The 20136-nt window shown below is 71.2% G+C and carries 22 protein-coding genes and 1 tRNA gene; 16 read left to right on the top strand and 7 right to left on the bottom strand.

Annotation, left to right across the window (positions count from 1 at the left end; translation table 11 throughout):
* Positions 1-193 precede the first annotated feature (193 nt).
* From E2C04_RS11790 to E2C04_RS11780, 3 genes are read right to left on the bottom strand one after another with little or no spacing between them, the layout of a single operon-like run.
* Positions 194-544 (bottom strand): sensor histidine kinase, encoded by a 351-nt coding sequence (locus E2C04_RS11790; protein ID WP_135832732.1) that lies wholly within the window; start codon positions 542-544, stop codon positions 194-196.
* Positions 484-1824, bottom strand: coding sequence for an MASE1 domain-containing protein (locus tag E2C04_RS11785; protein ID WP_135832731.1), 1341 nt, complete (start codon positions 1822-1824; stop codon positions 484-486). Before E2C04_RS11785 ends, E2C04_RS11790 begins: the two co-directional genes overlap by 61 nt.
* A 30-nt stretch (positions 1825-1854) precedes the next feature.
* On the bottom strand, positions 1855-2082 hold the full coding sequence (locus E2C04_RS11780; RefSeq protein WP_135832730.1) for a hypothetical protein: 228 nt from the start codon (positions 2080-2082) through the stop codon (positions 1855-1857).
* Positions 2083-2185: 103 nt separating this feature from the next.
* Here E2C04_RS11780 and E2C04_RS11775 point away from each other — a divergent pair, with 103 nt between their 5' ends.
* Entirely contained in the window at positions 2186-3145 is a 960-nt protein-coding gene (locus tag E2C04_RS11775) for a tetratricopeptide repeat protein (RefSeq protein WP_135832729.1), read from the top strand.
* 64 nt (positions 3146-3209) lie between these two features.
* On the opposite strand, the gene ppdK is transcribed toward E2C04_RS11775, so the two are convergent.
* The 3 genes from ppdK to E2C04_RS11760 all read right to left on the bottom strand — a co-directional run bounded on the left by ppdK (position 3210) and on the right by E2C04_RS11760 (position 7178).
* The gene (gene ppdK / locus E2C04_RS11770) at positions 3210-5876 is read right to left on the bottom strand and encodes a pyruvate, phosphate dikinase (protein WP_135832728.1); all 2667 of its coding nucleotides are present in this window, start codon (positions 5874-5876) and stop codon (positions 3210-3212) included.
* 101 nt (positions 5877-5977) lie between these two features.
* Positions 5978-6778 carry an NUDIX hydrolase gene (locus E2C04_RS11765; RefSeq protein ID WP_135832727.1) on the bottom strand — a complete coding sequence of 267 codons (801 nt, stop codon included), beginning with the start codon at positions 6776-6778 and terminating at the stop codon, positions 5978-5980.
* Between the two features lie 46 nt (positions 6779-6824).
* The gene (locus tag E2C04_RS11760; protein WP_158630687.1) at positions 6825-7178 is read right to left on the bottom strand and encodes a hypothetical protein; all 354 of its coding nucleotides are present in this window, start codon (positions 7176-7178) and stop codon (positions 6825-6827) included.
* A gap of 318 nt (positions 7179-7496) precedes the next feature.
* On the opposite strand from E2C04_RS11760, the gene E2C04_RS11755 reads away from it, so the two are divergent.
* From E2C04_RS11755 to E2C04_RS11705, 13 genes are all read left to right on the top strand, one after another.
* Complete coding sequence (locus E2C04_RS11755) at positions 7497-8276, top strand: enoyl-CoA hydratase/isomerase family protein (RefSeq protein WP_135832725.1); 780 nt, start codon at positions 7497-7499, stop codon at positions 8274-8276.
* Between the two features lie 26 nt (positions 8277-8302).
* Positions 8303-8719 carry a hypothetical protein gene (locus E2C04_RS11750; RefSeq protein ID WP_135832724.1) on the top strand — a complete coding sequence of 139 codons (417 nt, stop codon included), beginning with the start codon at positions 8303-8305 and terminating at the stop codon, positions 8717-8719.
* A 41-nt stretch (positions 8720-8760) separates the two neighbouring features.
* Positions 8761-9426 carry a hypothetical protein gene (locus E2C04_RS17800; RefSeq protein ID WP_158630686.1) on the top strand — a complete coding sequence of 222 codons (666 nt, stop codon included), beginning with the start codon at positions 8761-8763 and terminating at the stop codon, positions 9424-9426.
* Complete coding sequence (locus tag E2C04_RS17795) at positions 9423-9644, top strand: hypothetical protein (protein ID WP_158630685.1); 222 nt, start codon at positions 9423-9425, stop codon at positions 9642-9644. Before E2C04_RS17800 ends, E2C04_RS17795 begins: the two co-directional genes overlap by 4 nt.
* Before the next feature lie 185 nt (positions 9645-9829).
* Positions 9830-10612, top strand: a complete 783-nt coding sequence (locus E2C04_RS17790) for a hypothetical protein (protein ID WP_158630684.1) — start codon at positions 9830-9832, stop codon at positions 10610-10612.
* 160 nt (positions 10613-10772) lie between these two features.
* On the top strand, positions 10773-11546 hold the full coding sequence (locus tag E2C04_RS11735; RefSeq protein WP_229721680.1) for an electron transfer flavoprotein subunit beta/FixA family protein: 774 nt from the start codon (positions 10773-10775) through the stop codon (positions 11544-11546).
* Positions 11547-11559: 13 nt separating this feature from the next.
* On the top strand, positions 11560-12513 hold the full coding sequence (locus E2C04_RS11730) for an electron transfer flavoprotein subunit alpha/FixB family protein (protein WP_135832720.1): 954 nt from the start codon (positions 11560-11562) through the stop codon (positions 12511-12513).
* Between the two features lie 115 nt (positions 12514-12628).
* A complete protein-coding gene (locus tag E2C04_RS11725) occupies positions 12629-13876 on the top strand; it encodes a glutamate-5-semialdehyde dehydrogenase (protein ID WP_135832719.1) in 1248 nt (415 codons plus the stop codon).
* Between the two features lie 30 nt (positions 13877-13906).
* Positions 13907-14056, top strand: a complete 150-nt coding sequence (locus E2C04_RS18105) for a hypothetical protein (protein ID WP_170213507.1) — start codon at positions 13907-13909, stop codon at positions 14054-14056.
* Position 14057: 1 nt separating this feature from the next.
* Positions 14058-14693: a nicotinate-nucleotide adenylyltransferase gene (gene nadD / locus E2C04_RS11720; protein WP_268234044.1), complete on the top strand. Its 636-nt coding sequence runs from the start codon at positions 14058-14060 to the stop codon at positions 14691-14693.
* The gene (gene rsfS / locus E2C04_RS11715; protein ID WP_135832717.1) at positions 14690-15133 is read left to right on the top strand and encodes a ribosome silencing factor; all 444 of its coding nucleotides are present in this window, start codon (positions 14690-14692) and stop codon (positions 15131-15133) included. The genes nadD and rsfS overlap by 4 nt, the downstream gene beginning before the upstream one ends.
* Positions 15130-15768 (top strand): histidine phosphatase family protein, encoded by a 639-nt coding sequence (locus E2C04_RS11710; RefSeq protein ID WP_158630683.1) that lies wholly within the window; start codon positions 15130-15132, stop codon positions 15766-15768. The genes rsfS and E2C04_RS11710 overlap by 4 nt, the downstream gene beginning before the upstream one ends.
* Before the next feature lie 107 nt (positions 15769-15875).
* Positions 15876-15951 (top strand) — tRNA-Ala (locus E2C04_RS11705).
* Between the two features lie 67 nt (positions 15952-16018).
* On the opposite strand, the gene E2C04_RS11700 is transcribed toward E2C04_RS11705, so the two are convergent.
* A complete protein-coding gene (locus E2C04_RS11700) occupies positions 16019-16417 on the bottom strand; it encodes a nuclear transport factor 2 family protein (protein WP_135832715.1) in 399 nt (132 codons plus the stop codon).
* 244 nt (positions 16418-16661) lie between these two features.
* On the opposite strand from E2C04_RS11700, the gene leuS reads away from it, so the two are divergent.
* Both leuS and E2C04_RS11690 read left to right on the top strand, forming a co-directional pair.
* The gene (gene leuS, locus E2C04_RS11695) at positions 16662-19148 is read left to right on the top strand and encodes a leucine--tRNA ligase (RefSeq protein WP_135832714.1); all 2487 of its coding nucleotides are present in this window, start codon (positions 16662-16664) and stop codon (positions 19146-19148) included.
* Between the two features lie 93 nt (positions 19149-19241).
* Positions 19242-20099 carry a DegV family protein gene (locus E2C04_RS11690; RefSeq protein ID WP_135832713.1) on the top strand — a complete coding sequence of 286 codons (858 nt, stop codon included), beginning with the start codon at positions 19242-19244 and terminating at the stop codon, positions 20097-20099.
* The last annotated feature ends 37 nt before the right edge of the window (positions 20100-20136 follow it).

Here is a 20136-nt window from a genome sequence, read left to right as displayed (position 1 = left end):
GAACTCACGGGCGACAGGTGCTCAGGCTGTCGCGCCGGTCGGGATGCGTCTGCTGGCGGCAGTCAGCAGACCCATCGTTTCTACCACTCCGCGAGCAGGGGAGGGAAGGGCCGTTCCCACATTCCGGCATCGCTGACGGTAAGTGTCTGGACCACTCCACCGGCCATTCACGGGACCACGGGGCGTCACGGTCTCAGTCGGCCGCGGGGAGCGTCAGGACGAAGGTGCTGCCGGTCCCGCCGGGGCCGTCCTCCACGCGCAGCACGCCGCCGTGCCGCTGCACGATGCGGGCACAGATCGCGAGCCCCAGGCCGGTCCCTGAGTAGCCCGGCCGGTCCAGCCGGTAGAGGCTCTCGAAGATCCTGGCGCGCTGGTCGTCGGGGATGCCCAGGCCGTTGTCGGCGACCTCGACGCGCACCCGGCCGTCCCCGTCGAGGAGGCTGCGTACGAGGATCCGGGGTCGCGTGCCGGCGGCCACGTACTTCACCGCGTTGCCGACCAGGTTGTCGAGCAGCTGGTGCAGCAGGACCCGGTCGGCCGCCACCCGGTGCTGGACAGGTCGTCGATGAGGCTGCTCATCCGTGCGGCCGCGGTCCGTACGCGGCGTTCCATCGGCAGGCCGCTGCTCGACGGCACGGCCCCGGCCTCAAGGAACTCGCCCTCGAGGACCTCGCTCCAGCCCTCCACCACGGTGAGCGGGTTCTTGAGGTCGTGGGCGACCTCGCCCGCGAACTCCTGCAACGCGGTGGTGTGGGCGAGCTCCGCGGTGACGTCGGCGAAGGTCAGCAGCACCTCGTCGCCCAGCGGGAGTGCGGTGACGCGGAGCACGGACGTGCGCGTGCCGTCCGGCAGGTGGAGGTCCTCGTCGGTCACGGTGCCGCCGGCGAGCGCCCGACGGTGCGGCTGCTCGTGGGGCGTGAGGGGCGTGCCGTCGCCGCGCGTCAAGCGCCCGAAGCCGAGCTGGTCGGCCGTGACGGGGGGCCTGGGCAGCCTGAGCAGCTGGCGGCCCGCGCGGTTGGCCAGCAGGACACGCTCGTCCCGGTCGATGAGCACCACGCCGCTGCTGCTGGCGGTCATCACCCGGTCCAGGAGCTGGGCACGCTGCTGGGCTCGCTGCTCCGCGGTGCGCAGCTGCGTGCTCAGCAGGGACAGCACCAGTGTCGTGGTGAAGAGCACCACGAAGAAGGTCTGCGTGACGAGCACGGAGACCAGGGCGGAGCCGAGGTCGGAGAAGAGCCCCCGGCCGGCGAGGGTGAAGGCGATCGTCGCCCCGCCCACGGCGCCGGCGCTGCTCGCGGCGGCGACCGGAGGGAAGCGGACGCCGACCCAGGCAGCCGGGACGAAGAGCAGGAACGCGAGGGGGAGGTCGGGGAAGAGCTGCAGCGTCACGGCCGTCAGGCCCAGCGTGAGGAGCAGCAGGGCGACGACCTCGAGGACCCGTCGGGCGGGAAGGGGCCTCCGTCCGGCCACGGCTCCGCTGCGCGGCACCCCGGACGACGCCATCGCCGCCAGCACGAGCTGCCCCGTCGCGGTGAGCGTGAAGACGCCCGTCAGGGTCCGCCACCAGCGCAGCCCGACGGGCCACTCCACCGCTCCGTCGGTCAGCGCCAGCACGGCCGCGGTCGCCGCGTTCTCCGCCAGGGCGACCACCACGGACGCGGCGGCCAGCGAGAGGAACGGAGCGAGGCGTGCGACTGCGGTGGCGGGCGTGCTCCGTGAGGGCGACCACCCGCGTACGAGGAGTCGGAAGAGCCAGGCGGCTGCCGCCGCCACCGCGGCAGCGGCGAGGCTGGGGAGGACATCGCCGCGCGCCGCGGCGACCACGAACGTGCTCAGCGCCAGCGTGGCCAGGTCTCACGGCAGGCTGCGCCGTGAGGCCGTCGAGATCCACAGGGCAGCGACCCCGGCCGCGGGCCAGACCGCCCCGGCGGGCACCTCCGGCAGCCGGGACGTCGAGGCGACCCAGGCCAGGGCCAGGTGGACGGGCGCGAGGACCGCGAGCCGGCCCCCGACCTGCCGCCACGTGCTCGCCTCCGTGAACGCCTGCGCGGCGCGCGCAGGGCCGGTGGAGCGGGTGGTCACCCGTGGAGTATGCGAGAGCGGCGCCGCGCCCGGACGGGCAGGGGGAGGTGCACAGGCCGAGCCTGCGGGCGGGCCGTTGTCGGCATCCGCGACAATGGGCGCCATGAGCCAGCAGCCGTTCTCCCGTCCCGGTGCCTACGACCTCTCCGCGCTGAAGCGTCAGGCTCCTCCCAGCGCTCCCTCCGGCCAGCCCGCCAGCGGTGCGGCGACCGGTGGCGGTGGTGGCGGTGTCGGGGGAGGCACGGCCTACTCGGTGCCGGCCGACGAGCAGAACTTCCAGGCCGTGCTCGAGGCGTCGATGACGGCTCCCGTCCTGCTGGTCTTCTTCTCCGCGGCCCGCATGCCGGAGAGCGCCGACCTGGCCGAGGACATGACGACGCTGGCCGACGAGTTCGAGGGCCGCTTCCTCGTCGCGACCGTCGACGTCGACGCCGTGCCGCAGATCGCCCAGGCCATGCAGATCCCGAGCATCCCGATCGTGGTCGCCGTCGTGGACGGTCGTCCGATGCCGCTCTTCCAGGACGTCGCGCCGATCGACCAGCTGCGCACCGCCCTCACCCAGGTCGCCCAGCAGCTCACCACCCAGGGCATCACCGGGCGCCACCAGCCCCGCAGCACCGTCGTGGCCGACGAGGCGGGCGTCCCCGCGGTCGACCCGCGCTACGCCGCCGCCCAGGACGCGCTCGGCGAGGGCGACATCGACCGCGCCGTGGCCGAGTACCAGAAACTGGTCGACGCCAACCCCGCCGACACCGAGGCGGCGGCCGGGCTCGCGATGGCCAAGTTGCTCCAGCGCACCCGCGGCGTCGACCTGCAGGAGGCCCGCCGCGCTGCCGCGGACGCGCCCGACGACCTCGACGCCCAGATCATGGTGGCCGACCTCGACATGCTGGGCGGCCACGTCGAGGACGCCTTCAACCGTCTGGTCGAGGCCGTACGCCGCACGTCCGGCGACGAGCGTACGAAGGTGCGCGACCACCTCGTCGCGCTCTTCGGCGCCGTCGGCAACGACGACCCGCGCGTGCTGCGCGGGCGCCAGAACCTGGCCTCCGCGCTCTTCTGAGGCACCCTGACGACGCCGAAGGGCGCCGACCCACGCGGGTCGGCGCCCTTCGGCGTCAGAGGGCTCAGCCCTTCATCAGGTGGGCACGTGCCGCCTCGAGGCGCGCGATCGGCACCCGGAAGGGCGAGCACGACACGTAGTCGAGGCCGACCTCGTCGAAGAAGTGGATCGAGTGCGGGTCGCCTCCGTGCTCGCCGCAGACTCCCAGGTGCAGGTCGGGGTTGGCCGCCCGGCCCCGCTCGGCGGCCGTGCGGACGAGCTGGCCGACACCCTCCACGTCCAGGGTTTCGAAGGGGGAGATCCCGAAGACGCCGTGCTCGATGTAGGTCGAGAAGAAGGCGGCCTCGACGTCGTCGCGCGAGAAGCCCCACGTCATCTGGGTGAGGTCGTTGGTGCCGAACGAGAAGAACTGCGCCGAACGGGCGATCTCGTCGGCCGTCAACGCCGCGCGCGGCAGCTCGATCATCGTGCCGACCTTGTAGTCGATCTCCTGGCCGAGGTCGGCCTGGACCTCGTCGGCCACCTGCTCGATCCGGCCACGGATGAGGTCGAGCTCGCGCACCGACCCGACCAGCGGGACCATGATCTCCGGGCGCGGGTCGCCGCCCCGGCGGACGCAGGCAGCCGCTGCCTCGAGGATCGCCCGGGCCTGCATCTCGAAGAGGCCAGGGATGACGATGCCCAGGCGTACGCCGCGCAGGCCCAGCATCGGGTTCTGCTCGTGCAGCCGCTGGACCGCGTCGAGCAGCTTGCGCTCGTGCTTCTTGCGGTGGCCCTTGGTGTCGGCCAGCGCCAGGCTCACCGACAGGTCGGTGATGTCGGGCAGGAACTCGTGCAGCGGCGGGTCGATGAGGCGGATGGTGACCGGCAGGCCGTCCATCGCCGTGAGGATCTCCTCGAAGTCTCCCCGCTGGAGGGGGCCGAGGGCGGCGAGCGCCTCGGTCTGACCAGCAGCGTCCTCCGCCACGATCAGGTCCTCGACCAGCTGGCGCCGGTCGCCGAGGAACATGTGCTCGGTGCGGCACAGGCCGATGCCTTGGGCGCCGAAGCGGCGCGCGCGGGCCGCGTCGTCGGCGGTGTCGGCGTTGGTGCGGACCATGAGACGCCGGGTGCTGTCGGCGTGGGCGACGATGCGGGCCACGGCGTCCACGAGCGGGTCGCCGACGACCTCCTCACCCTCGAAGTGGCGCACCACGGCCGAGGGGGTCACCGGGACGGCGCCGGCGAAGACCTCGCCGGTCGAGCCGTCGATCGAGATGACGTCGCCCTCACGGACCGTGACGCCGCCGCGGACCGTGAACTGGCCGCTCTTGGTGTCGACGTCGAGCGCCTCGGCGCCACAGACGCAGGTGCGGCCCATGCCGCGCGCCACGACGGCGGCGTGCGAGGTCTTGCCGCCACGGCTGGTCAGGATGCCCTGGGCCACGACCATGCCGTGCAGGTCCTCGGGCGAGGTCTCCTTGCGGACGAGGATGACGTCCTCGCCGCGCTCGGCCCACTCGACCGCGGTGCGCCAGTCGAAGACCGCGCGACCGACGGCGGCGCCGGGGGAGGCGTTCATGCCCTTGGCGAGCAGGGTGCGCTCGGCGGTGGCGTCGAAGCGCGGGAACATCAGCGAGGCGAGCTGGGCGCCGGTGACGCGGCGTACGGCCTCGTCCATGTCGATCAGGCCCTCGTCGACCATGTGGATGGCGATCCGGAAGGCCGCCTCGGGGGTGCGCTTGCCCACGCGCGTCTGCAGCATCCAGAGCTTGCCGTCCTCGACGGTGAACTCGATGTCGCACATGTCGCGGTAGTGGTTCTCGAGCGTCGCCATGATCGCGAGTAGCTCGTCGTGCGACTTCCGGTCGACCTGGGCGAAGTCGGCCAGGGACACAGTGTTGCGGATGCCCGCGACGACGTCCTCGCCCTGGGCGTTCTGCAGGTAGTCGCCGTAGACGCCCTGGTCGCCGGAGGCGGGGTCACGAGTGAAGGCGACGCCCGAGCCCGAGGTCATGCCGCCGTTGCCGAAGACCATCGCCTGCACGTTGACGGCGGTGCCGAGGTCCTCGGGGATCCGCTCCTGGCGGCGGTAGAGGACGGCGCGGTCGGTGTTCCACGAGTTGAAGACGGCGTGGATGGCCTGGTCGAGCTGCTGGCGCGGGTCCTGGGGGAAGTCGTGGCCGGTGTGCTCGCGGATGATCGCCTTGAAGGTCTCCACGAGGCCGCGCAGGTCGTCGGCGTCGAGGTCGAGGTCGGCCTCCGTGCCGCGCTCGGTCTTCAGCGCGTCGAGGGCGTCGTGGAAGTGCTCCGACTCCACCCCCATCACGGTGCCGCCGAACATCTGCACGAGGCGGCGGTAGGAGTCGTACGCGAACCGCTCGTCGTTGCTGCGCGCGGCCAGGCCGCGGACCGAGGCGTCGTTGAGGCCGACGTTGAGGACGGTCTCCATCATGCCGGGCATCGAGAACTTCGCGCCGGAGCGCACGCTGACCAGCAGCGGGTCGGCCTCGTCGCCGAGACGGCGTCCCATGGCGGTCTCGAGCGCGGCCAGCTGCTCGGCGATCTCGTCCTGGAGACCCTCGGGGTCACCGCCCTCGGCCAGGTAGGCGCGGCAGGCCTCCGTCGAGATCGTGAACCCCGGTGGGACGGGCAGCCCCAGGTTCGTCATCTCCGCCAGGTTTGCCCCCTTGCCACCCAGGAGGTCCTTCTGGTCCTTGTTGCCGGCCGCGAAGTCAGTCACCCACGTCATGCCCCCAATGAAACCTCAGACAGATTTCGCCGGGAAGGGCTGGGTGAGGTCCTGATGGGGGTTTTCCACCCAGCGGAACAAGGCGTCAGCGGAACAAGGCGTCAGTGGGGGTGGGGTGACGAGGCGGGGCGACCCGACTCGGTGTACGCAGCTCCCGACGGCACGCTCGCGAGCGCGGCTTCGACGCGGCGCGCGGTGAACTCGGCGGCGTTGGCACGCACCTCGTCGAGGGTGCAGAAGCGGACGGCGCGGATCTCCCGCTCCTCCAGCGTCACCCGCTGGGGCAGGTCGACGTCGTGGACGCCGCCGTCGAAGACCAGGCACAACGCGTCGTCCCACCCGCTCCACTCCGGGAGCCAGTCGGTGACCAGGAGGCGCCCGGCCGGGACGTGGATGCCGCACTCCTCGTCGATCTCGCGGGTGACGCCGGTGGCGGGCGACTCGCCGACCTCCAGCACGCCACCGGGGAGGTCCCAGTCGGGCTTGTAGGTGAGCTCGCACATGAGGACCCGGTCGTCCGGGTCGCGCATGAGCATCTGCCCGATCGCGCGCTTGCGGGGGAGGAAGGAGTTGAGCAGCGCCCGGAAGCCGCCCGGCTCGGTGATCGGCGGGTCGGTGGCGAGGCGGGCGTACACGATGCGGTCATGGTGCTGCCCGTCCTCCACGTGGCCGCCGCGCACGATGCCCTCGCGCTGCAGCCCTGCCCAGGTGGCGACGCGCTGGGAGGTCTCGTCGGCCGGGTCGATCCACGCCTCCACACGGCCGTGGTCGTGCAGGCCCCGGGCGACGAGCGCCGCGACGAAGCTGGTCGCCTCGCGGAACCCGCCGTCGACGAGGTCGGCCGGCCACCAGACACGCGCCACCCCCGGGCGCGTGGTGGAGAGGCTGGGCGGAAGGGTCACGCGCTCACGATAGCCACGTGATGGTGGCGGCGGGCCGGACCGCGCGTCAGGTCAGTGACTTCGCCGCGAGGCGGGCCTCGAGGCGCGCCTCCTTGGCGAGGTGGGCAGCCTGCCGCTTGGCGTCGCGTGTTGCGCGGCGGGCGCGCCAGGCCAGGCCCGGACGGCCCTCGGTGTCGACGCTGGCCAGCAGCACACCGCCGAGCAGGCTGGCGTTCTTGGCGGTCTCCGCGATGTTGCGCTGCCGGTGGCGGGGGTCGGCGGAGGAGTCGAGGGGGTTCGCGGCCAGGGCGGTGGGGGCGAGCGAGGCGGCCAGGAGGGCGGCGGAGAGACGCGGCGCCTTGCCGAGGGCGAGTGCACCGGCCGCGCCGATCTGGACGGCGGCGGCAGCCCGCGCGAGCACCGCCGGGTCCTGGGGAGCGGGATGCCCTTGGCCCGGGCGGCCGGGACGACCCGGTCGGCCCAGGCGCGGAGGCCTTCACCGGCGGGACCGGGATCCTTCAGCACCTGGACGCCGGTGGCGAGGAAGGCGCTGCTGAGCAGGGGGCGAGCGATACGACGTGAGATGGCCATGACCTCCCACTACCCCTCGTCGGGGATCGCCACACCCCCGAGCCCCAGAGGCGGTCGGGGCTAGGAACCGCGGCAGGGCCGGGCAGGGCTAGGCTCGCGCCACACGGGCGCCCACGCCGGGTCGCCGCCGACGAGTGCAGGAGAAGTCATGGGTGAGTTCGTCAGTCTCCAGGTCAACGACGGGGTCGGGACCATCCGCCTCGACCGGCCGAAGATGAACGCCCTCGACAAGCAGGTGCAGGAGGAGATCCGCGCCGCAGCCCTCGAGGCGACCGAGCGTGACGACGTCAAGGCGGTGGTGATCTGGGGCGGCGAGCGCGTCTTCGCCGCCGGCGCCGACGTCAAGGAGATGGCCCAGATGTCGCACGCCGACATGGTCAAGCGCTCCGCCGGCCTGCAGTCCTCCCTCGGTGCCCTCACGCGCATCCCCAAGCCGGTCGTCGCCGCGATCAACGGCTACGCCCTGGGCGGCGGGTGCGAGCTCGCGCTCTGCGCCGACGTCCGCTTCGCGGCCGACAACGCGGTCCTGGGCCAGCCCGAGATCCTGCTCGGCATCATCCCGGGCGCGGGTGGCACCCAGCGGCTGACGCGCCTGGTCGGGCCGGCCAAGGCGAAGGACCTGATCTTCACCGGCCGGTTCGTCAAGGCCGACGAGGCGCTGGCCATCGGGCTGGTCGACCGCGTGGTCCCCGCCGACGAGGTCTACACCCAAGCCGTCGAGTGGGCCTCGCAGTTCACCACGGGGGCGACCCTGGCGCTGCGCGCGGCCAAGGAGTCGATCGACCGCGGCATCGAGACCGACCTCGAGACCGGCCTGGAGATCGAGCGTCAGCAGTTCGCGGCGCTCTTCGCCACCGCCGACCGTCAGATCGGCATGGATTCGTTCGTCGAGAACGGTCCGGGCAAGGCCGAGTTCGTCGGCCACTGAGCCGCACGGCACCGTCGAGCCCCGCCGTGGCTGCCCTCTCCCGCCTGCGCACGACGACCGCGTACGTCGTGTGGTGGCTCTGCGTGCTCCTCGCGCTGCTGCTGGCCGGCGCCTGCCTGCTCGTCGCTCTCAAGGCCGACCCCGGGAGTCCCTGGGGCTGGTGGCTGCGTGCCGCCGACGCGGTGACCTTCGGGTGGTTCGCGCGCCCGGACGCCGGTGTCGTGTGGTGGGGCGGACGTACGCGCCACCGTGCTGCGGTGGGGGAGTGCGGCCGGGGCGGTGCTCCTGACGGGCGGCCTCGTGCAGTGGCTGGTGCGGCCTCGCGGCTGAGACGTCGTGCGCCGCGCCCCCGCGCGTGGAGCTTCATGTCGAGACAATTGGCGATGCGCTTCCATTCCTCGACGACTGTGACTACGCTCACCCTTGAAGTTACGCACTGGTAACACGCCGGTGCTCCACGTTTTCCTTGGAGGGAACAGCCTCAATGCGTACCAACATCTTCCGCCGTGCCGTCGTGGCCGGCGCTTCCGCGGCCGTCGCCCTCGTCGGCCTCGGCACCGTCACGTCCACCGCCCAGGCGGCCGACGTCTCGCTCAAGTTCAACTGCTCCGTCTCGATCCTGACGGGCGAGGAGTTCGGCTTCGACGCCGCGGTTGAGGTTCCCGCCACGGCCGAGCAGGGCAAGCCGCTCACCCTCTCCTTCGACGGCACCGTGTCGGCCTCCAACACCGTGCGCCAGTCGGCCTACTACATCCTCAACGCGCGCGCCCTCTCGGGGACCGCGGACATCGACGCCAAGTTCGGCGGCCAGGACCTCCCGCTCGTGGCCCAGGTGGCCCGTACCGAGGTTCCCGGTGGCACCGAGGTGCAGCCGCTGGTGCTGCCCGCCAAGGGGTCGGCCACCTTCACCCCCACTGCCGTGGGCACCCAGACCGTGACCATCGCCGGCTTCAAGGCGAACCTGAAGTCGGAGAAGTCGGACGGCACGACCGCTGACGTCGAGGCCACCTGCGTGGCGAAGGACGCCGCTGCCGCCGTGGCGACCGTCGAGGTCACCAAGTCCACCGCTCCGGCCAAGGTCGCCACCAAGGCCACCGCCCAGGCTACGCCAAGAAGGCGAAGAAGGCCACGGTCAACGTCAAGGTCGTGAACAACAAGAAGAAGGCCGTCCAGGGCAAGGTCAAGCTGACCCTGAAGAAGGGCAAGAAGGTCGTCGGCAAGCGCACCGTGACCCTCAGCAAGAAGGGCGTGGCCAAGGGCGTCTTCACCAAGGTGAAGGCCAAGGGCAAGTACACGGTCATCGCCGAGTTCCAGGGCAACAAGACCGCCAAGAAGTCGAAGGCGACCGCGAAGTTCACCGTCAAGTGACGCGCTGACTCCTGACGTCGAGCCCCGTCGCGACCCCGTGGTCGCGGCGGGGCTTGCCTCATTTTGGGGAGTCCGTCATGTGAGAACGTAAAGGGCTCCCAGGGGGTCGTGTGGCTACCGTCACATATGCGTTACGCGGGGGTAACCTACGGAGGCGTAGCGCAGTTCCTAGGGAGGGAAACCCAATGCGTTCATTCACCAAGCGCCCGGTGGCGCTCATCGCCGCCGCGGCGTTGAGCACCGTCGGTCTGATCGGCCTGTCGTCGTCGGCCAACGCCGCTCCGACGTCGCTCAAGTTCAACTGCTCCGCCTCGATCGTCACCAACCAGGAGTTCACCCTGGACGCTGAGATCTCCGCGCCCGCCGAGGTCGTCCAGGGCCAGTCCGCGGAGGCCACCTTCTCCGGCACCGTGACCATCCCTGACAACGTGCGCGCCGCTGCGTACACGTTCCTGGGTGGTCGCTCGCTCGCCGGCCCGGCCACCGTCAACGCCAAGCTCGGGAGCAAGAGCTTCACCGCGGGCGCCACGCTGCCGAGCACGCCGATCCCGTCGACCACCGGCTCGCTGAGCCTGCCGGTCAGCGGCAAGGGGTCGGTCGTGGCCGACACGCTCGGCTCGCAGAACGTCACCATCGACGGCTTCACCGCCGACCTGGCCATGACGAAGAGCGACGGCAGCACCAGCGCCCTCGCCGTCACCTGCACCGCCAAGTCGCCGGAGACCGTCGTCGCGACCGTCAACGTCGTCGCCCCGACGCCGACCGACGAGCCCACCCCGACCGACGAGCCGTCGCCGACCGCCTCGCCGTCGCCCACCGCGAGCCCGACGCCCACGGCCAGCCCGACCCCGACGCCCACCACGCCGCCGACCACCACGCCGGCACCGGGAACCGACCCGATCAAGGCGGTCGTCAACGTCCTGCTGGGCCTGCTGAAGAAGCTCGCCTGCAAGATCATCAAGTGCTGATCGACACCCCTCGCGAGCGCCCCTGAGAGGGGCCAGGACGATGTGAGAGACCCCACGTGGACCCGTGTTCCGCGGTGGGGTCTCTCCTTGTACTCTCGCGTACACATCCGAGTGCACAGGAGGAGCCTTCGGGCACACCGCCATGAACATTGTTGTCTGCGTGAAGTACGTCCCCGACGCCACTGCCGATCGGCAGTTCGAGTCGGACAACACCGTCGACCGAGTGGGCGTCGACGGTCTTCTGTCAGAGCTCGACGAGTACGCGGTCGAGCAGGCTCTCCAGATCAAGGAGAAGCGCGACGGTGAGGAGATCACCGTGACTGCGCTGTGCGTGGGCCCGGAGAAGGGCGTGGACGCTGTCCGCAAGGCCCTCCAGATGGGCGCCGACAAGGGCGTCCACGTGGTCGACGACGCGATCGCCGGCTCCGACGCGATCGCCACCTCGCTCGTCCTCGCCAAGGCCATCGAGAAGGTCGGCCCCGCCGACCTCGTCGTCACCGGCATGGCCTCCACCGACGCCGGCATGAGCGTCGTCCCGGCCATGCTCTCCGAGCGCCTCGGCCTGCCGCAGGTCACCCAGGCCGCCGTCGTGGAGACCCAGGGCGACCAGGTCCGCATCAAGCGTGACGGCGACGCCGCCACCGAGGTCATCGGCGGCACCATGCCGCTGGTCCTCTCGGTGACCGACCAGTCCGGCGAGGCCCGCTACCCGTCCTTCAAGGGCATCATGGCGGCCAAGAAGAAGCCGCTCGAGACCCTGTCGCTGAGCGACCTCGGCGTCGACGCCGGCCAGGTCGGCCTCGCGGCTGCCTGGACGGCCGTCGAGGACACCGCCGCCCGCCCGCCGCGCACCGCCGGCGAGATCGTCAAGGACGAGGACGGCTCGGGCGCCACGGCGCTGGTCGAGTTCCTCGCCTCGAAGAAGTTCATCTGAGGAGCGTTTGAGAATGTCTGAAGTTCTCGTTGTCGTCGACCACGTCGACGGCGCCGTCAAGAAGCCCACGTACGAGCTGCTCGCGCTCGCTGCCCGCCTCGGCGAGCCGTCGGCCGTCTTCATCGGTGCGGCCGCCGAGGGTGACGCCGTCGCGGAGGCCGTCAAGGGCTACGGCGCGGAGAAGGTCTACGTCGTCGACGACGCGCAGATCAAGGGCTACCTCGTGGCTCCCAAGGCCGAGGCCCTCGAGCAGCTGGTCGCCAAGACCAGCCCGGCCGCCGTGCTGATCCCGTCCAGCGCCGAGGGCAAGGAGGTCGCCGCACGCCTGGCGATCAAGACCTCGTCCGGCCTGATCACCGATGCGGTCGACGTGCAGGAGGGTGGCGTGACCACCCAGTCGGTCTTCGCCGGCAACTTCACCGTCACCGCCAAGGTCACCCAGGGCACGCCGATCATCACGGTCAAGCCCAACTCGGCCGCGCCGGTCGAGAAGGCCGGCGCCGGCACCGTCGAGCAGTTCGACGCCGTGATCTCCGACGCCGCCAAGACCGCCCAGATCGTGGCCTCGCAGCCGCGTCAGTCGACCGGTCGCCCCGAGCTCACCGAGGCCGCCATCGTGGTCTCCGGTGGTCGTGGCACCGGCGGCAACTTCGAGCCGGTGGAGAACTTCGCCGACTCGATGGGCGCCGCTGTCGGTGCCTCCCGTGCCGCCGTCGACTCCGGTTGGAAGCCGCACACCTTCCAGGTCGGCCAGACCGGCAAGACCGTGTCGCCGCAGCTCTACGTGGCCGCCGGCATCTCCGGTGCCATCCAGCACCGCGCCGGCATGCAGACCTCGAAGACCATCATCGCGGTCAACAAGGACGAGGAGGCCCCCCTCTTCGAGCTGGTCGACTTCGGTGTCGTGGGCGACCTGCACTCGGTCCTCCCGGCTGCCACCGAGCAGATCAACGCTCGCAAGGGCTGATCGCGCCGCAGCGCCACTCCGGACCCCGTCACCCCTCGTGGGTGGCGGGGTCCGTTGCTGTCCGGGGGACAGGCGTGCGTACGCCGGTGCGCCACGCGCGACCTAGGCTTGGACCATGAGCACGTCTGACGTCACCGCCGTAGCCCTGCGCGCCCGCGAGGCCAGCTTCGAGCTGGCCGTCGCCACCCGCGCGACCAAGGACGCCGCCCTGCACGCCATGGCACAGGCGCTGCTCGACCAGGCGCCGGCGATCCTGGCCGCGAACGCCGACGACGTGGCCCGTGCCGAGGCCGGTGGCACGCCGCCCAACATCATCGACCGCCTGCGGCTCGACGAGGCCCGCCTGGCGGCGATGGCCGACGGCATGCGTGACGTCGCCGGCCTGCCCGACCCGGTGGGCGTGGTGCTGCAGGGATCGACGCTCGCCAACGGACTCGAGCTGCGCCAGGTGCGCGTGCCCTTCGGCGTCGTCGGGATGATCTACGAGGCCCGCCCCAACGTGACGGCCGACGCCGCCGGCATCTGCCTCAAGTCCGGCAACGCCGTGCTGCTCCGCGGCTCCTCCAGCGCGCGCAGCTCCAACGCGGCGATCGTCGAGGCGCTGCGTACGGCCGTGGTCACCGCAGGCCTGCCTGCCGACGTGGTCCAGCTCGTGCCGGGGGACACCCACGACAGCGTCAAGGAGCTGATGCGCGCCCGGGGCCTGGTCGACGTGCTGATCCCGCGCGGTGGTGCCGGGCTGATCCGCTCGGTGGTCGAGGAGTCCACCGTGCCCGTCATCGAGACCGGCGTCGGCAACTGCCACGTCTACGTTGACGCGGGCGCCGACCTCGACAAGGCGCTGGCCATCGTCCTCAACTCCAAGACCCACCGCACCAGCGTCTGCAACTCCGCCGAGTCGCTGCTCGTGCACTCCGACATCGCCGGCGAGTTCCTGCCGCGCGTCGTGGAGGCGCTGCAGGGGGCCGGCGTGACGATCCACGGAGACGACTCCTTCGCCGACTTCGACTGGGTCGTGCCGGCCACGGAGGAGGACTACGAGACCGAGTACCTCGCGCTCGACATCGCCGCGCGGGTCGTCGACTCGCTCGACGAGGCAGTGGCCCACATCCGCCGCTGGTCGAGCGGCCACACCGACGCGATCGTCACCGAGGACCTCTCCGCGAGCCGGCGTTTCACGGCTGCCGTCGACTCGGCCGCGGTCATGGTCAACGCCTCGACCCGCTTCACCGACGGTGGTGAGTTCGGCTTCGGGGCCGAGATCGGGATCAGCACGCAGAAGCTGCACGCGCGCGGTCCGATGGGCCTGCCCGAGATGACGTCGAGCAAGTACGTCGTCACGGGTGACGGGCACGTCCGCTGACCGTCGGCGGCTACCGGTAGGATCACGGCCATGTCGCTGAACGAGATTGTCCTGGCCGCCGAAGAGTCGCACCTCTGGGCCGGCGTGAACCCGTGGGTGGTCGGAGCCGTCGTCCTGCTGATCTTCCTCGCCTCCATGGGCGTCCTCGTCGCCTTCGGTGGCGGGCGCGAGCACAGCTGAGTTGAGCGCCCCCCGACGGGTCGGGGTGATGGGTGGGACGTTCGATCCCATCCACCACGGCCACCTCGTGGCCGCCTCCGAGGTCCAGGCCTGGTTCGACCTCGACGAGGTCGTCTTCGTCCCGACCGGGGACCCGTGGCACAAGGCGGACCGTGAGGTGTCGCCGGCCGAGGACCGTTACCTGATGACGGTCATCGCCACCGCCTCCAACCCGCGCTTCCGCGTCTCGCGCGTGGACATCGACCGTGACGGTCCGACGTACACGATCGACACCCTGCGCGACCTGAAGGCGAAGATGCCGGACGCGGAGCTCTACTTCATCACCGGTGCCGACGCGCTGGCCGACATCTTCACCTGGCGCGACGCCGCGGAGCTCTTCGAGCTCGCCCGGTTCGTGGGCTGCACCCGGCCCGGCTACGAGATGGACCCCTCGACGTTGTCGGCGATTCCGGCCGATCGTGTGACCATGGTGGAGATCCCGGCGCTGGCCATCTCGTCGACCGACTGCCGTCTGCGCACCACGCGCGGCGAACCGGTCTGGTACCTCGTGCCCGACGGGGTCGTGCAGTACATCGCCAAGCACCACCTCTACACCGACTCCGCGGCGGGCGCCACGGAGCAGAAGGAACTCCCGTGACCGCCACCGAGCACGCCCTCGAACTCGTCCAGATCGCGGCGCGCGCGGCCTCCGACAAGCTGGCCGAGAAGATCGTCGCCTACGACGTGAGTGACACCCTCGCCATCACCGACGCCTTCGTCCTGGCCTCGGCCTCGAACGACCGCCAGGTGCGCGCCATCGTCGAGGAGATCGAGGACCAGCTGCGCGAGCAGGTCGGCGAGAAGCCGCTGCGCCGTGAGGGCCACCAGCAGGGCCGCTGGGTCCTGCTCGACTACGCCGACGTCGTCATCCACGTCCAGCACGCCGAGGAGCGACAGTTCTACGCGCTCGAGCGCCTGTGGCGCGACTGCCCGGAGATCAAGCTCCCGGAGTCGATCGCCCCGGCCGCCGAGGTCGCGGACCGCGCTGCCGACGAGACCCCGGTCGCCGAGCTGGCCGGTTCCGACGACGCCGAGTGATCCAGGACGCTGCTGCACCGCGTCGCCTGCTCCTGCTGAGGCACGGGCAGACGGCATGGAACCTGGAGCACCGCATCCAGGGCCACACCGACGTTCCCCTGGACGACACCGGCGTCGTCCAGGCCGAGAAGGTCGCGCCCGTCATCGCGGCGATGGGCCCGAGCCTCTTACGGTCCTCCGACCTCTCCCGTGCGCGCGTGACCGCCGAGAAGGTCGCTGAGGCTGCCGGTCTCGAGGTCGAGGTCGACCCGCGCCTGCGCGAGTTCGACCTGGGGGAGCGCGCGGGCCTGACCCATGGCGAGTACGCCGAGACCAACGCCGACGAGTTCGCCGCGTTCCGCACGGGCCGGTACGACGTCGTGCCGGGCGGGGAGTCCCGCGCGCAGCTGGAGGCACGCTTCGTTCCGGCGCTCGACGAGGCGGTCGCGTTGCTGTCGCCGGGGCAGCTGGGCGTCGTCGTCGCGCACGGCGCCGCCCTCAAGGTCGGCCTGACGGCGTGGCTGGGCTGGCCGCCGGAGACCGTGCTCACCCTCCAGGCCCTCGGCAACTGCCACTGGGTGCTGCTGGAGGAGTCGGAGGGCGCCGCGGGGGCCTCACCCGTGCGTCGTCTGGCGGCCTACAACCGCCACGTCTGAGCGCCCGAACGGGTCGGGTGGCCACGAACGGGACCCCGATTTCGCAAGGTCGGAAACCATGTACTAATGTCTTCCTCGTTGCCGGCCGCAAGGCGGGGGACAAAGATGGGGCTGTGGCGCAGCTGGTAGCGCATCTGCATGGCATGCAGAGGGTCAGGGGTTCGAGTCCCCTCAGCTCCACCATCACGAGAAGGCCGCCTCCGGGCGGCCTTCTCGCATTTCCGACGGACGTCGCGCGGGCGGCAGCCGGCTAGGCGCGCGGCGTCCAGGCCGAGGCGGCCTCCACGATGGCCGGGTAGCGCTCGGCCATCCGGGCAGCCAGGGCCTGCGACGCCTTGAGCGGCCGCGTCATCACCATGAAGTCGACGATCCGGCCGTCGCCGTCGAGCGTCAGGAAGTCGCAGCCAGTGATCGCCAGGCCGTCCACGGTCGCCTCGAAGACGTACGCGCCGCCGCCCTCGTCGTGCAGCTCACGGACGTAGGTGAAGCCCTCGAAGACCTCGACCACCTCCCGCAGGATCGCGAGCGTGACGGCCTTGCCGGGGTAGGGCTGGAAGGCGACGGGGCTGCGGAACACGACGTCGTCGGCCAGCAGGTCCTCGACGGCCTCCAGGTCCCGGGTCTCGACGGCGGTGCGGAAGGTGTCCATGGATCTCCTCGTAGTCGGCCCCCATGGGGCGGGAGGTGGAGCGTGGCACGGTGCGGGGGAGCGCGTCGAGGGCGGACGCCCCTCGGATCGCCACCGCCGAGCCGTCGGCGCTAGGATGGGGACATGCGTACGACGCTCCTTCTCGGCCTGCCGCGCTGATCATCACGATCGGCCTGGCCACCCTCCTGCACGGAGGGTTTTTTTGTGCCGAGGGGCGACACGCAGCACCCGACGAGGAGAGACGATGAGCGAGCACGACACCAACGCAGCCGAACCGACGTACGACGCGGCCGCCTTCGAGGCGAAGTGGCGCGGCGTGTGGGACTCCCTCGACCTCTTCGTCGCGCACGACGACACCGAGAAGCCCAAGAAGTACGCGCTGACGATGTTCCCCTACCCGTCGGGTGACCTGCACATGGGTCACGCCGAGGTGATGGCGCTGCACGACGTGATCTCGCGCTACTGGTGGCTCAAGGGCCACGAGGTGCTCAACCCGATGGGCTGGGACTCCTTCGGCCTGCCCGCCGAGAACGCCGCGATCAAGAACGACGAGCACCCGGCGACGTACACCTACGGCAACATCGAGACGCAGTACGAGTCGTTCCGCCGCTACGGCGTGAGCTTCGACTGGACGCGCCGCTTCAACACCTCCGACCCCGAGTACTACAAGTGGACCCAGTGGCTCTTCACGCAGTTCCACGCCAAGGGGCTGGCCTACCGCAAGAAGTCGCCGGTCAACTGGTGCCCCAACGACCAGACGGTGCTGGCCAACGAGCAGGTCGTCGACGGTGCCTGTGAGCGCTGCGGCGCCGAGGTCACCAAGCGCGAGCTGACCCAGTGGTACTTCCGCACCACCGCGTACGCCCAGGAGCTGCTCGACTCCCTCGACGACCTGGCGCCGACCTGGCCGAGCAAGGTCGTCAACGCCCAGCGCAACTGGATCGGTCGCTCCGAGGGCGCTCACGTCACCTTCGACATCACCCTGGACTCCGGCGAGGTCGAGCCGGTCACGGTCTTCACCACCCGCCCCGACACGCTGTGGGGCGCGACCTTCATGGTGGTCGCCGCTGACGCCGACCTGGCGAAGAAGCTGGTCTCCGCCCAGCAGGCCCAGGCCCTGGAGGACTACCTGGTCGAGGTCCGCAAGGCCTCCGACATCGACCGTCTGGCCACCGACCGGCCGAAGACCGGTGTCGACCTGGGTGTCACGGCAACCAACCCGGTCACCGGCGAGCAGGTGGCGGTCTACGCCTCCGACTACGTCCTGGCCGACTACGGCACCGGCGCGATCATGGCCGTGCCGGCGCACGACCAGCGCGACCTCGACTTCGCGAAGGCGATGGGGCTGCCCGTGCGCCGTGTGGTCGACACCGGCGAGGAGAACCCCGAGGAGACCTTCGTCGCGACGACGGGGAACGGGACGTACGTCAACTCCGGGCCCCTCGACGGCCTGGCCGACAAGACCGCCGGCATCCACAAGGCCATCGAGATCCTCGAGGCCGACTCGCGTGGCACCGGCACCGTCAACTTCCGCCTGCGTGACTGGCTGCTGAGCCGCCAGCGCTACTGGGGTGCCCCGATCCCGATCGTGCACTGCCCCGTCGACGGCGAGGTCGCCGTGCCCGTCGAGCAGCTGCCCGTGCTGCTGCCCGAGCTGAAGGGCGCCGACCTGAAGCCCAAGGGCACCTCGCCGCTGGGCGGTGCGACCGAGTGGGTGGCCACCACCTGCCCGACCTGTGGTGGTCCCGCCGAGCGCGACACCGACACCATGGACACCTTCGTGGACTCGTCCTGGTACTTCTTCCGCTACGTCTCCCCGAACGACGACACCCAGGCCTTCGACACCGAGCTCGCCAACGCGTGGGGCCCCGTCGACCTGTACGTCGGTGGCGACGAGCACGCCGTGCTGCACCTGCTCTACGCGCGCTTCTTCACCAAGGCGCTGCGCGACATGGGCCTGGTCAACTGGGACGAGCCCTTCTCGGCCTACCTGAGCCAGGGCAAGGTCCTCAACCAGGGCCGCAAGATGAGCAAGTCGCTCGGCAACGGCGTCAACCTCGGTGACCAGCTCGCCGAGTTCGGCGTCGACGCCGTGCGCCTGACGCTGGTCTTCGCCTCCCCGCCGGAGGACAACATCGACTGGGCCGACGTCTCGCCGGCCGGCTCCCTGCGCTTCCTGCAGCGCGCCTGGCGCCTCAGCGGCGACGTGACCTCCGAGCCCGGCGTCGAGGTCACCACCGGCGACCTGGCGCTGCGCAAGGTCACCGCGAAGGTGCTGCACGACGCCGCCCACCTGGTCGAGACCCACCGCTTCAACGTGATGGTCGCCCGCACCATGGAGCTGGTCAACGCGGTGCGCAAGGCGATCGACTCCGGCTGCGGTGGGGCCGACCCGGCCGTGCGCGAGGCGACCGAGGCCGTCGCGATGCTGCTGTCGATGGTCGCGCCCTACACGGCCGAGGAGATGTGGGAGCGCCTGGGCCACCAGCCTTCCGTCGCCCAGGTCGCCTGGCCCGAGGTCGACGAGGCCCTCCTGGTCGAGGACTCGGTCACCTGCGTCGTCCAGGTCAAGGGCAAGGTGAAGGGCCGCCTCGAGGTCGCGCCCGACATCTCCGAGGCCGACCTGGAGGCAGCGGCGCTGGCCGACGCGGGCGTCCAGCGGGCCCTGGAGGGCCAGACCGTGCGCAAGGTGATCGTCCGCGCGCCGAAGCTCGTCAACATCGTCGTCTGACGGATCCACGGTGTGACCGAGGGGGTGCCCCGAAGGGGCCCTCCGTCGGCGTGGACACGTCGCTGACGGGAGGGACGCACTAGGGTGCACGCCATGACCCGCACCGTGGTTGTCACCGACTCGACCGCCTGCCTGGCCCCCGGCGTCGCGGAGGCACGCGGGATCACCGTGATCCCGCTCCAGGTGGTGATCGGTGCCCACGTGTACGACGAGGGCACCGAGGGCGCCTCGCCCGAGGCAGTCGCTGCCGCGCTGAAGGCCTTCACCCCGGTCTCGACCTCGCGCCCCAACCCCGCCGCGGTCCTCGAGGTCTACCGCGAGCTGGCCGAGGCGGGGGCCGAGCAGATCGTCTCGGTCCACCTGTCGGCCGACATGAGCGGCACCTACGAGTCGTGCCAGCTGGCGGCGCGACAGGCACCCGTCCCGGTCACCACGGTCGACTCCCGTCAGGTGGGTGCCGCGACCGGGTACGCAGCCCTGGCCGCGCAGGACGTGGTCGACGCCGGTGGCGACGCGGAGGCGGCTGCCGCTGCGGCTCGGGCCCGGTCGGCCGCGTCGCGCTCCCTGTTCTACGTCGACACCCTGGAGTACCTGCGCCGCGGCGGCCGGATCGGTGCGGCAGCCGCCGTCCTCGGTGGTGCCCTGTCGGTGAAGCCGCTGCTGGAGATCCGCGACGGCAGGGTCGCCTCGCTGGAGAAGGTGCGCACCGCCAACCGCGCGCTCGCCCGGCTCGAGGACCTCCTGGTGCAGGCCGCTGGGTCCACCCCGGTGGACATCTGCATCGCCCACCTGGCCAACCCGAGTCGTGCCGAGGCGTTGACCACCCGGCTGACCGAGCGGCTCGCCGACAACCTCGAGGGCCGGGAGGTGCACTGCACCGAGGTCGGCGCGGTGCTCGGCGCCCACGTGGGTCCGGGCATGCTCGCCGGGGTGCTCGCCCCCCGGTTGTGAGTGGCTGCCGGCCGGCCCTGACCGAGTTGTCCACAGG

Source organism: Nocardioides daphniae (genome assembly GCF_004777465.1).
Classification (GTDB): Bacteria; Actinomycetota; Actinomycetes; order Propionibacteriales; family Nocardioidaceae; genus Nocardioides; species Nocardioides daphniae.
Note: the sequence above shows the minus strand (reverse complement) of the source record. Positions and strands in the feature narration are given on the sequence as shown.

What these genes read in the sequence shown, in the direction of transcription:
- E2C04_RS11775 (WP_135832729.1), top strand. Translation starts at nt 2,186, where the DNA reads ATGAGCCAGCAGCCGTTCTCCCGTCCCGGTGCCTACGACCTCTCCGCG.
- ppdK (WP_135832728.1), bottom strand. Translation starts at nt 5,876, where the DNA reads ATGACGTGGGTGACTGACTTCGCGGCCGGCAACAAGGACCAGAAGGAC.
- E2C04_RS11755 (WP_135832725.1), top strand. Translation starts at nt 7,497, where the DNA reads ATGGGTGAGTTCGTCAGTCTCCAGGTCAACGACGGGGTCGGGACCATC.
- E2C04_RS17800 (WP_158630686.1), top strand. Translation starts at nt 8,761, where the DNA reads ATGCGTACCAACATCTTCCGCCGTGCCGTCGTGGCCGGCGCTTCCGCG.
- E2C04_RS17790 (WP_158630684.1), top strand. Translation starts at nt 9,830, where the DNA reads ATGCGTTCATTCACCAAGCGCCCGGTGGCGCTCATCGCCGCCGCGGCG.
- E2C04_RS11730 (WP_135832720.1), top strand. Translation starts at nt 11,560, where the DNA reads ATGTCTGAAGTTCTCGTTGTCGTCGACCACGTCGACGGCGCCGTCAAG.
- E2C04_RS11725 (WP_135832719.1), top strand. Translation starts at nt 12,629, where the DNA reads ATGAGCACGTCTGACGTCACCGCCGTAGCCCTGCGCGCCCGCGAGGCC.
- E2C04_RS18105 (WP_170213507.1), top strand. Translation starts at nt 13,907, where the DNA reads ATGTCGCTGAACGAGATTGTCCTGGCCGCCGAAGAGTCGCACCTCTGG.
- E2C04_RS11700 (WP_135832715.1), bottom strand. Translation starts at nt 16,417, where the DNA reads ATGGACACCTTCCGCACCGCCGTCGAGACCCGGGACCTGGAGGCCGTC.
- leuS (WP_135832714.1), top strand. Translation starts at nt 16,662, where the DNA reads ATGAGCGAGCACGACACCAACGCAGCCGAACCGACGTACGACGCGGCC.
- E2C04_RS11690 (WP_135832713.1), top strand. Translation starts at nt 19,242, where the DNA reads ATGACCCGCACCGTGGTTGTCACCGACTCGACCGCCTGCCTGGCCCCC.